This window comes from Albidovulum litorale (assembly GCF_025751495.1).
Classification (GTDB): Bacteria; Pseudomonadota; Alphaproteobacteria; order Rhodobacterales; family Rhodobacteraceae; genus Albidovulum; species Albidovulum litorale.
In genome coordinates, this window is the sequence record NZ_JAOWKZ010000002.1 from 786,242 (window position 1) to 797,181 (window position 10,940).

Consider the following 10,940-nt stretch of genomic DNA (forward strand, 5'->3'; position numbering starts at 1 on the left):
ACCATTGCGGCCCGCCAGGCAACGCGCGAACATGTGATTCAGAAAGTGGAGACGTCATGCGGCGGATGTTCGACCCGAAATTCCTGGTCAGCCTTGCGCGATCTGTCTGGCACGCAACCGATGACAGGCACCTGAGCCTGATCTCCGCCGGTGTTGCCTTCTATGCCATGCTCGCGATCTTTCCGGCTATGGCGGCCACAATCGCGATCTGGGGGCTATTCTCCGATCCAACCGTCATGCGGGAATATCTGTTTTCAATACATGAAGTCATTCCGGATGCGGCTTACGAAATCATCGAAACGCAACTGAATGCTTTGCTCGACGCAAATACCGGAACTCTGGGCTGGGCTTCGGCGGTGTCTTTGATGATTGCGCTTTATTCGGTTCATTCTGGTGTCACAGCTATGATCATGGGTCTAAACGCGATACATGCCAGCCGCCGCCGTGTCGGCCTAGCTAGACATCTTGGCTCTATTGCGCTGACACTTGTACTGATTGCGCTCTTTCTCTTTGCGCTTGTCGTAGTCGTGATCGTGCCCATCGCGCTGAATTTTGTACCCTTTGATTTCTTCACCCACTCTGCCCTTCGGATCATGCCATGGGCAGTCATGTTTCTTGTCGTTATGGTGGTGCTTGGTCTGTTTTATCGCTGGGGCCCAAACATGCCGGCGCGCCATCAATGGATTACACCAGGCGCAGTTCTGGCGGCGTTGCTGTGGGCCGCTGCATCAATGGCGTTCTCTGCTTATCTCGAGAATTTCGGAACATATAACCGCCTTTATGGCTCCATCGGCGCCGTTGTGGCGCTTATGATGTGGCTCTATTTGTCGGCCTATATAGTTTTGTTAGGTGCTGCGGTGAATGCCGAACGCGCAAGATTGCTACGCGATCAGTAGTCCTTTTCGTAGAAAAGCCCGATCCCGGTTCCTCCATCGGATTCAAGCGTGCCGCGCAGGGTCACGCCTGGTCGCACATCGAGATTGAGGTTTAGTTCAGTCTTGCCCTCGCCGCCGACAGTGACGTCCGTATAGACCTTTTCCGAAACATACTTGCCCGCCCGCAAGGCCGCCGTCCCATCGGCATCTGTCGTCACATCCAGATCGTCGAGACCAAACGAGCCTCTGAGCTTTGACACGACGCCTTCCCCACCCTTGCCGGCAAGCGTCGCGATTGCCGACGCAAGTTGAGCGGCCTGAAACGGCGACAGGTTGGTCAAGCTGCGACCGAAAAGGAGATGCGCGACGACTTCTTCTTCGGGCAGCTCCGGTGCGGAGACGAAATGAATTTCCGGTTGCGAGGCCTCACCTTCGATCACGATCGTCGCCGTTATGCCCTCACTCTTGGTTGAGGCGGCGAAGCGGATATAGGGGGTCAGTTCACCCTGAAGCTGGACGAGACCCTCATCTATGGTGAAACGCTTTCCGAGGATATCGAGCCGTCCGCGCACGAGGTTGAACTGACCCGCCGGAATGATGTCCGCCGTGGTTCCGCCAAGGCTGAGATTGCCGTCCATTTCGGCATCAAGGCCCCGCCCGCGTACGAAAATCCGACCCGGGGCAGAGATCGTCAGGTTGATCCCATATACCGGACCCCGATCGCGTTTCGTTTTACCGTCTCCGTCGATCCCGGCGCGCTGGCGAGTGACCCGCACGGCAGAGGGTTCATTGACATGGGCGATGCCTTGGATCGCCGTGGTTGTTCCAAGGCCGGTAGAAGGCACCCTGATTTCCGTCCGACCGAGAGTTACCGCGCCGACAATATCCGCGCCACTCCGGAACGGCCCTCGGATGGCGACATTGCCATCAACCGTGGTCTCATAGAGGTCGGGGTCCCGCAGGCTGACACCGGAAAGGCGGATCGCCAGATCGCCGTTGAAGGGCGTGGTCAATGCGACGGGTCCTGACAACTCCACCCGACCGCCGCCGCGTACCGTTGCGGCACCGGCGAGGCTTGCACTTGAATTGGCAAGATCGGCGTTCAGGTCGAGGTTTTCGAACTCGATACCAAAGGTCGGTGCGACAAGGCGTCCGCCCGAGATACCCACCCGGCCGGACAGCGACGACAGCCGGGGTGGACCATCAAGACGCAGGTCGAAAGCAATCGGCCCGGTGATATTGCGCGGTGCGAGGAAGGGGTTGAGTATCGCCGATTGTGCGCCGCCGCTGATCGCCAGGTCACCTGATGCAAAATCGCCAGCTATCGTTCCGTTGATCTGGGCCGAGGTCGCACCCGGTCCGGTCGCGTCGATGTCAATATCATAACCCGAGGTGGTTTCAGTAACCCGCCCACCTGTGGTCAACGGGCCGGGAAAGCCCGCTGCGATCAGAGCCATATCATTGAGCCGCGCCGACACATCGACATGACGTTCTTCGTCCTCGATCAGCCCCTCGGCATCCAGTGAAAGCTGAGGATTGGAAAGGCGGAAGATATCAAGCCGAACCTTCCCGCGTTCTTCGTCGGCGACGAGGCTCAGTTCAGATTTACCGCGAAGCAGCTTGTCGACTATCTCCTGCCCGATACCAAGTTCTGCGCCAGTACCCTCCAGCGTGATATGCCTAAGATCGCCGGTCTGGTTTAGCGTAGCCGTGGCCGCCAACGCACCGCGGTAGTTGGGACCAAGGACGCTCAGATCGGTGAAATCCAGCGTTGCCTTCAGATCGCTTCCGCCCGTGCGGAGCCAGCCTGAAGCTTCGGCCGTGAGCGTCGTGGCCCTGATATCGAGACGCCGGATTTCGGTGCCCTCTGTATCGCGCCGGACAGAGGCTGTGACCCGCGCCAGCCCAGCCAGAAGCCGGTCAAGTTCCGCCTGCCCGGCGCTGAGATCGCGGCCCTCGATACTGCCTTCGAGATCAAGCAGACCAGAAAGTATCCCGGCAGAGCCGCTGACATTCAAAGCGGCCGATCCGCCAAGCGGGCGATTTGCGAGGTCGGAAAACCGCCCCATATCCGCGACATCGGCGGCGAGATCACCGCTGACGGTCATGCCGTCATCCGGGCCGGTGACCGACAATCCGCCCCCGGCACCGTAACCATCCCCCGTGACGTCGAGCACGGGGATACGCAGCGGCGTGCCCTTCAGCCAGTGAAAGACCGCCCGGCCGGAAAGGCGGGACCCAAGCGCTTTTGCGATGGCCTGATCAGCCGGACGGACCCCTTCCGCATCGAAACTGACCGTCCCGCCTGCGCGCGCCGCCACGACCCCGGCCTGCCCGCCGCGCGCGATGCGACCCGATCCATCGAGCTTCAAGGTGTCGATTGCCAGGTCGTCACGTTTCAGGCCCGAAACGACCCCGGCGAGTTTCCATCCATCGCCCCGCGCCGAGGCATAGCGGAAGGTTAGATCGGCCGTTCTGACCAGGGTCTTTTCCCCCGGTAGCGGCAACAGAACATGCGACCCGTCCACCAGACCGATCCGCGCCGTCATCGCGGCCCGGATCGGCAGATTGTCGGGCGCGAGGCTGAGGCTGCCGGTCAGGTCGACACCACGCGAATCCAGCACCAGCCGGGTGAGGTCAAGCTGACCGGAGGGAAGCCGCTGACCCTCCGCATCAAGCGAAATGTCGGTACCGAAGAACTCCTGATATTCCGGCAGGAAAAGCGGTGCGATGTCGCCCGAAATGTTGGCGGCAAACCGGTGCTCCATGCGATCGTTTTCGGTTTCTTCGGACAGAAAGGTAATCCGGCCATTCAGACGTGGAGTGCCGTCAGTGGTCAGGGCGATATCGGTTCTGAAATCGTCGAGGACGCCGGAGCCGTGGATCGCCAATTCAATCGACGGCACACCGGGCAGGTTGATCAGATTGGCCGCGATCCCGTCAGCGCCCTCGGCCACCAGAAGGTCGAGCGTCGCCTTGCGCGTCGTATTGGAATAGCTGCCGGTCAGTGACACAGTGCCCCTGCGCCCGTCGATCCGCGCCACGGTCAGTTCGGTCGAACCTTCACCGCTTTCCAGCGCGGCCGTTCCTTTCAGGGAAACCTCGGCCGCCGCGCCGAAGAGCGGTTCACCCATAACCACCCGGTTCACGCGCAACGTGCCGATTGACACCGAGACCGGCAGATCGGGCAGGCTGAAGCCCTTGGCCTCGGCCGCCGGGCCCTCCGCCACCGGGCGGCGCGGCAGGTCAATCTCTTCCGCCGTCAGTTCGGCAATCTCGATCCGGCCGCCCAGGAGCGCGCGCCGGTTCCAGCTAAGCGCACCATCGCGGATAGTCAGCCAGACGCCGTCCTTGTCGGCAATTGTCATCTCGTCGAAGGTGGCCCGCGACGACAGCGCCCCGGTAAATCCGGTGATCCGCACCGACCGACCGACGCCTGAGAGATTGTCCTCCAAAAGCCCGGTCAGGAAGTCACGATCCTCGTCCGAGCTGTCCTGAGCAACGGCAAAAATCGGCATCAGGCAAAGAATGACAAGGAGGAGAAGCCGCCGCATCAGAAAGCCTGCCCGATGCCGACATAGAGCTGTACGCCATCGCCGGTATCGCCGGAAACCGGCAAACCGACATCAAAGCGAATGGGCCCGATCCCGGTATCGTAGCGCAGGCCAAGGCCCGCACCGGAATGCCAGCTACCATTACCGCCCCAAAGGCCCTCATCGCTGACAAAGCCGGCATCGTAGAACGCCACTGCACCGATTTTTTCCGTGATGTCGGCCCGCAATTCGCCGGAAAGCCCGATGAAGCTCAGACCACCGGACTGTACGGTGATGGTGGCCGATTTCGTGACCGGCACACCCAGCGACTGATAGGGCTGACCGCGAACCGAACCACCACCGCCCGAGAAGAATAGAAACTCAGGCGGGGTGTCGGCCAGATCGGGCCCGGCCAGCGTGCCAAGCTGAAACCGCCCGGCCAGAACGAAACGATCCTCGGCTCCAAAGCCACGATAAGCTCGGGCGTCAGTTTTGAACTGGCCGCCCGACCCGGTTCCGTTGAACCCAAGAAACGGCGTGATGTCGGCACGAAGATAATAACCTTTGCGGGCATCGGTCGGGTTGTCGCGACTGTCCCATGTCAGCGCGGTCGGGAAAGCGAGGACATCGAAGTTTTTTGATCCCGCCGCGTCTTTTGCCGTCGCATGAATGTAAGACAACCCGGCTTCGGCAAAGAGGCGGTCGTTCAGGTAGCGGGTCAGGCCGAAACTCAGCGAAAAGCTGTCGACGGACAGATCGACAATCTCGGTCCGCTCCGCCCGCGCCGCAACGAAGGCATCGGCGTCGGTTACCGGCGTCGCCGGGCGGTCGATCCGAACGCCGAGGCTGTAGCCCAGATCAGTATCGGTTGCGCCGATCCGCTCCACCGCGCCATCAACGCGCAACCGTTCCGCCCCGCCCAGTAGATTGCGATGAAGCCAGTAGCCCGAAAGATTCACGCCGTCTGAGGTCGAGGCCTCGATCCCGAATCCGAAGCGGCGCAGCGCTTCTTCGGCAAGGGTGAGATCCACATCGAGCGTGTCGCCGGGGCCAAGCACCTCGGCCTCTGTCAGTGCCACCGAGCGGAAAACGCCCGTTCGGCGCAGTCGCTTGGCAACGGTTTCAAGCTCTTTCGGATCAAAGACCTCGCCTGTCGGGAAGCCTGCAATCTTTTCGATCCGGTCAAGCCGCATGCGCTTTTGCCCGGAGACCTGCATCTGCCCAAAGCGCACGCGCGGGCCGGGAGCGAGAAGAATCTCGGTATCCAGTGTGGCCGTGCGGTGATCGGCGATGATTTTCTGCCCTGAAACCTGCGCCTTTGCGTGACCGATATTCCGCCAGCCTTCGACGCCAGCCCTCGCTGCGTCGACGATGGCGGTGGAATAGGCAGGTTTGGTGTCGCCATAGGCGGGTGGCAGCTTCGTGCCTTTCGCATAGGGTTTCATCCGCGCTTTGGCGAAGGTGAAGCGGGTCCCCGGCTGAACCGTCACACGGATCGTGTTGATTGATCTTGGCGCGTCAAGCGGAGCGATGGTTGCAGCTTCTCGCCCATCGATCTCGATCCGGATTACGCCGGAATAGTACCCTTCGGCATATAGCGCGCCCAGAAGTCGGCCGTAATCTGCCCGCGCGGCGGCAAAGAGAGATTGCGCATCGGTAAGCTTGTCACGTTCAGCAAGCTTCAGCAGTGAGGCGTTCTCAAGCGATGACGCGAGCTCTTCAGAACCGCTTGGGACAATAATGGTCAGGGAATCGAGGGCGTCGACCGACGCCGGCGTTGCAAGAAACGCCGTACAGCAAAGGGCCAATCCGGCCGCCTTCATCAATCCTGTCGATTCACTCTTCACACGTGCCCCCCGGCCGACCCGTCTACTCGGTCCCATTCCTCGCAGCATTCTTCGGCGAATTCCAGCGCTCCGCAGGTCGTCGGGCGTGTTTTGGCGCATGATCTGCGAAAACGTGAACTCAGTCGCGGTTCAGGGCGGAGGACCACTCTTCCAGAAACCCCCGCCGCTTGATGGCGTCGAGGAAAACCAGAAGTCCGGGATCGAGCCGCATGGGCCTCAGATGCGGCCCACTGGCAAGCGCGGTTTCGTCGATGGGCGGCAATCCGGCTTCGTCGCGCAGCAGCCCGCGCCCCTCGGCCCCAAGCAGAAAGTCCAGAAAAGCACCGCCCAGAACCGGATCGCGCGCATTCGACGGGACGAGTCCGGTCCTGAGCAATGTCAAAGTGTGATCTTCAAGCTCGATCACCGTTGCATCCTTGTCCCCTGCTAAACGCGGCCCGGCATAAGAGCCCAGAACATTGTAGGCTAGGACGAGCCGTCCCTGTTTCAGATCGGTGATCATCTCGTTCGACGAGGTGTAAAGCCGGGGGTTAAGACCGCCCATCACCTCGGCGAGCCGCCAGAAACTGTCCGATTGCCGGGCGTCCTGTGTTGCGAACAGATATCCTGCACCGGACAGTTCCGGGTTATAGGTGCCAATCCGCCCCTCGAACCATTCGGGGTGGTCGCGCAGTATCTCGATCAGGTCGCGGCGGGTCTGGGGCGGCGGCAGGCCTTCCAGCCCGCGCCGTGAGGCGATCAGGACGACGTTTTCCTGCGCGAAGGCGAAAAGCCGGTCCTGCCAGTGGGCCCAACCGGGTAGAGCGGCAGTGGGGCCGGAACGATATGCACTGGCGAAACCGTCGTTGGCCAGTTTCATCTGCAGGTCCATCGCCGATGAGATCACCAGATCGAAAGCCAGGCCCTCATCATTGATGGCGGCAAAGACTTCCTGCGAATTTGCGACGGTGTAATGAATCGCGACATCCGGATTGCGGTTCTGGAATGCCTCGATCAGCGGCCGCATGACGGCGGTGTCCGTAGTAGAAAGTATGACTAGTTCCCGTGAATTGCTTCCGGTAGCTGGAAAAGCGACCTCCTCCTCAACCGTGAACCCCACCGCAAGCCGGGCAAAGCCAAGGATCAGGCCAAGGGCAAGTAGAGCCGCGCGCATGTGCCGCCTCCTTCCCGTTCGGTTAGTTCGAACCGCCCGCCATGAGCGGCGGCAACTTCGGCGACGATAGTCAAGCCGAGACCGGAACCGATCACGTCGCCGGCATTCTCGCCGCGTGCGAATCGCTTCGTCAGTCGACCCTGTTGTTGCCCCGACAGGCCCCGACCACGATCCGCAACCTCAATCCGGGCAGCGTTGTCGTTTGTCAGCACCAGATCAATCGTGGTTTCCGGCAGCGAATACTTGATCGCGTTGTCTAAAAGGTTTCGCAAGGCTGCCTCGATCAACGCGCGGTCGCCCTGCACGGTAACGGGTTCCGTTTTAACCGAGATGGTCAGGTCCTTCAGTTCCGCCGTCGGACCAAATGCTTCTGCTTGCGCAGCGACCAGCTTTGTCAGATCGACCGGTTCGTCCGCCAGCCGGTCTGATCTGGCAACGACGGTCGCGTGGTCCAAAAGCTGCCCGGCGGAGCGGCTGCTTTCCTCAACCGCCCGGATGACAGCGCGCAATGTCTCGCGCATCTCTTCGGATTTGCTTTGCCGCATGGCAATTTCCGCTCGCGCCCGCACCGTCGCCAGAGGTGTACGAATGTGATGCGCGGCCTCGGCGATAAAGGTCTCGGTCCGCGAAATCGCCCCGCGCAGCCTTGCGATAAAGCCGTTCAGCGCGGTGATCAGCGGCCTCAGTTCGACCGGAGTCGGATGATCGACCGCGCGCAAATCATGCGGCCCGCGCCGCCCGACGGCATCGGCCAGCCGGTTGATCGGGCCGAGCACATTGCCCGCAGTCAACAGCGACAAAGCCGCCGCCAGAACGAAAGACCCAAGCCCGATGGCGGCGGCGCGTTGGGCGACGCGTTGGGCGATGGCCTCCTGCCCCTGTCGCGTCTGGGCGACCATGACCAGAACCGGCACCGGTTTTCGCGCGACCAGCACCATGCGCGCGACCGCGGCGATCCGCACCTCGGTATCGCGATAGGCAGAGGTGTAAAAGACGGGCGTGACAGCAGCCCCGGCTTCGGGTGGCGGTGGCAGGTCGGAATAACCTGTGAGCGTCTCGCCACCTGCGTCGATACGGTAGAACACCCGATCGGCGCTGATCGAGCCGAGGATCGAAAACGCCTCATAAGGCAGATCGACGCTGACCCCCTCATCTCCACCCTGCAGGCTTTCTGCAATAGCGAGCGTCGCGGCCCCAAGCACCCCATCCTGCGTGGCCTCGGCTGCCTGATCGGCAACGGTGCGTACGGTGAAATAAAGCACGATGGCCAGAACCGCCGCGATGCCGAGAAGCATCAGAACCAGCCGGAGCCGGAGCGATATCGGCCTGCGGATCATTCCGCCGTCAGCCTGTAACCAAGGCCGCGTACAGTTTCGATCTTCGCGCCCGAGCCCTCCAGTTTCTTGCGCAATCGCGCCACATAGACCTCGATCGCATTGTCGGTGACGCTTTCGGCATATGAAAATAGCCGGTCACATATCTGCGTCTTAGAAAATATGCGTTCAGGCGCCGCGAGCAGAATCTCCAAAAGGCGCAACTCGCGATTCCGCAACTCGCGCATCTCGCCGCCGACAGAGACACTGGCATTCAGCGGGTTGAAGGTCATGCCCGCGAAATGCTGAACCGTCTGCAGGGCACTCCCGCGCCGCCGCAAGACCGCACGGCAGCGGGCCTCCAACTCAGCGAAGTCAAAGGGCTTTGTCACGTAGTCATCGGCACCAAGGTCCAACACGTCGACGCGGTCCGAAACCGCGGCGCGTGCGGTCATCACGATGATCGGGGTATCGCGACCACTGCGGCGTTCCTGTCGGAGGAAGTCGCGCCCATCGCCATCGGGAAGTGAGATATCCAGGAGGATCAAGTCATATTGTGCGGCCGCAAGGCAGTCCTCTGCCTCGGCTAGTGACGCGGCCGGGTCGACGGCATGACCATCCAACCGCAGTCGTTCGGCCACGGATTGCGCAAGGTCTGGGTTGTCCTCCACCAATAGAAATCGCACTTTCTTTCCTCGATACATGACAGGTTCTTGTCAGCTTCCCGGCGAATCGTGGGTTTTGCAAGGGGATGGGTGCAGCGGCTTTCGCGTGCCTGCCCGGCAAGAAAAGAACGTCTGGGAGGACAGAATGAAATTCACGACCCTGAAGGCGCTGGGCACCAGCGCCGCGATCAGCCTTATGGCGGCTTCTTCGGTCTGGGCAGCGGAATGCATCGCACCGGCCAACCCCGGCGGCGGCTGGGACTTCACCTGCCGCCAGATCGGCAAGATCCTTTACGATATCGGTCAGGTCGATGCGCCCGTACAGGTTACAAACATGGCTGGTGCCGGTGGTGGCCTTGCCTATTCCACAGTTGTGGCTGAGCGGAACACCGACCCCGAACTGATCGTCGCAGCCTCGTCTGCCACCACGACGCGCCTCGCGCAGAAGGCTTACGGAGACGCGACCGCCGATCAGGTTCGTTTCGTCGGCGCAATCGGCGCTGATCCCGGTGTCATCGTCGTGGCTGCTGACAGCCCGTTTCAGTCGCTCTCGGACATGGTCGAGGCGATCAAGGCTGATCCGTCCTCAGTCGCTTTTGCCGGCGGTTCCGCGGCAGGCGGCTTTGATCATATGAAGCCGCTGCAGGTGCTGAAAGCCGCTGGCTTCGATGACATCACCTCGGTCAAATACATCGGTGTTGATGGTGGTGCGGATGCGATCACCCAGACCGTGGGTGGCTTTACCCAGGCGATGACCGGCGACATGTCGGAAATCGTGGGCTTCATCAAGTCGGGCGAAGTGCGCGCGCTGGCCGTTCTGACCGAAGAGCGTGTGCCGGGGTTCGAGGATATCCCGACCGCCAAGGAACAGGGTTTTGACGTTGTCGCCGTGAACTGGCGGGGGCTTTATGTGCCGGGCGGCATTTCCGACGAAGATTTCCAGAAATGGGCCGACCGGCTGCAGGCCGTGGCCGACAGCGCCGAATGGAAGCAGGCCATGGCCGATAACGGTCTCGCCCCCTTCACCAAGGTCGGTGGTGACTTCCAGTCCTGGATCGACGGCGTTGTCGCCCAGACCGAGGAACTCAGCCGCGAAATCGGTGTGATCCAGTGATCCGTACCGACCGCGTCTTCGGGCTGGTCGTGATCCTTGTGGCGCTCACGTATATCGTGAGCGCCTACAACCTGCCGCCCGGCAACCTCTTCGACAAGCTGGGGCCCAAGGCATTCCCGACCATCATCGGTATTGGCATGATCGTCTGCGCTGGCTTTCTCGTGCTGCGACCGGATGAGGAGCCTGAATGGCCGCCCCGCCCGACACTTCTGGCGCTGGGTTTCGCGACGCTCGTGCTTGTCGCCTATGCCTATGCATTGAAACCGATGGGCTTTCTGGTGCCCACGGCCATCGCAGCCGGTGTGCTCAGCTATCAGATCACGCCACACCGTAGGGCCGCTGTTCTCGTGGGTATCGGCCTCTCGATCGGCCTTTTCGTGATCTTCAAATACGCGCTCGGCCTTTCGCTCTTCGCCTTTCCCCGGTCTCTTACGGGCTGA

8 protein-coding genes are annotated in these 10,940 nt (G+C 61.3%); 3 read left to right on the forward strand and 5 right to left on the reverse strand.

Annotation, left to right across the window (positions count from 1 at the left end; translation table 11 throughout):
• Positions 1-56 precede the first annotated feature (56 nt).
• Complete coding sequence (locus tag OEZ71_RS09705; protein WP_263739749.1) at positions 57-896, forward strand: YihY/virulence factor BrkB family protein; 840 nt, start codon at positions 57-59, stop codon at positions 894-896.
• Here OEZ71_RS09705 and OEZ71_RS09710 read toward each other — a convergent pair.
• From OEZ71_RS09710 to OEZ71_RS09730, 5 genes are all read right to left on the reverse strand, one after another.
• On the reverse strand, positions 890-4,429 hold the full coding sequence (locus OEZ71_RS09710; protein ID WP_263739750.1) for a translocation/assembly module TamB domain-containing protein: 3,540 nt from the start codon (positions 4,427-4,429) through the stop codon (positions 890-892). The genes OEZ71_RS09705 and OEZ71_RS09710 overlap by 7 nt on opposite strands.
• Positions 4,429-6,255, reverse strand: coding sequence for an autotransporter assembly complex protein TamA (locus OEZ71_RS09715; RefSeq protein WP_263739751.1), 1,827 nt, complete (start codon positions 6,253-6,255; stop codon positions 4,429-4,431). Before OEZ71_RS09715 ends, OEZ71_RS09710 begins: the two co-directional genes overlap by 1 nt.
• Before the next feature lie 118 nt (positions 6,256-6,373).
• Positions 6,374-7,408, reverse strand: coding sequence for an ABC transporter substrate-binding protein (locus OEZ71_RS09720; RefSeq protein ID WP_263739752.1), 1,035 nt, complete (start codon positions 7,406-7,408; stop codon positions 6,374-6,376).
• A complete protein-coding gene (locus OEZ71_RS09725; protein ID WP_263739753.1) occupies positions 7,378-8,745 on the reverse strand; it encodes a sensor histidine kinase in 1,368 nt (455 codons plus the stop codon). The genes OEZ71_RS09720 and OEZ71_RS09725 overlap by 31 nt, the downstream gene beginning before the upstream one ends.
• On the reverse strand, positions 8,742-9,407 hold the full coding sequence (locus OEZ71_RS09730) for a response regulator transcription factor (RefSeq protein WP_263739754.1): 666 nt from the start codon (positions 9,405-9,407) through the stop codon (positions 8,742-8,744). The genes OEZ71_RS09725 and OEZ71_RS09730 overlap by 4 nt, the downstream gene beginning before the upstream one ends.
• A gap of 124 nt (positions 9,408-9,531) precedes the next feature.
• On the opposite strand from OEZ71_RS09730, the gene OEZ71_RS09735 reads away from it, so the two are divergent.
• Positions 9,532-10,500, forward strand: a complete 969-nt coding sequence (locus tag OEZ71_RS09735; RefSeq protein ID WP_263739755.1) for a Bug family tripartite tricarboxylate transporter substrate binding protein — start codon at positions 9,532-9,534, stop codon at positions 10,498-10,500.
• Positions 10,497-10,940: a tripartite tricarboxylate transporter TctB family protein gene (locus OEZ71_RS09740; RefSeq protein WP_263739756.1), complete on the forward strand. Its 444-nt coding sequence runs from the start codon at positions 10,497-10,499 to the stop codon at positions 10,938-10,940. Before OEZ71_RS09735 ends, OEZ71_RS09740 begins: the two co-directional genes overlap by 4 nt.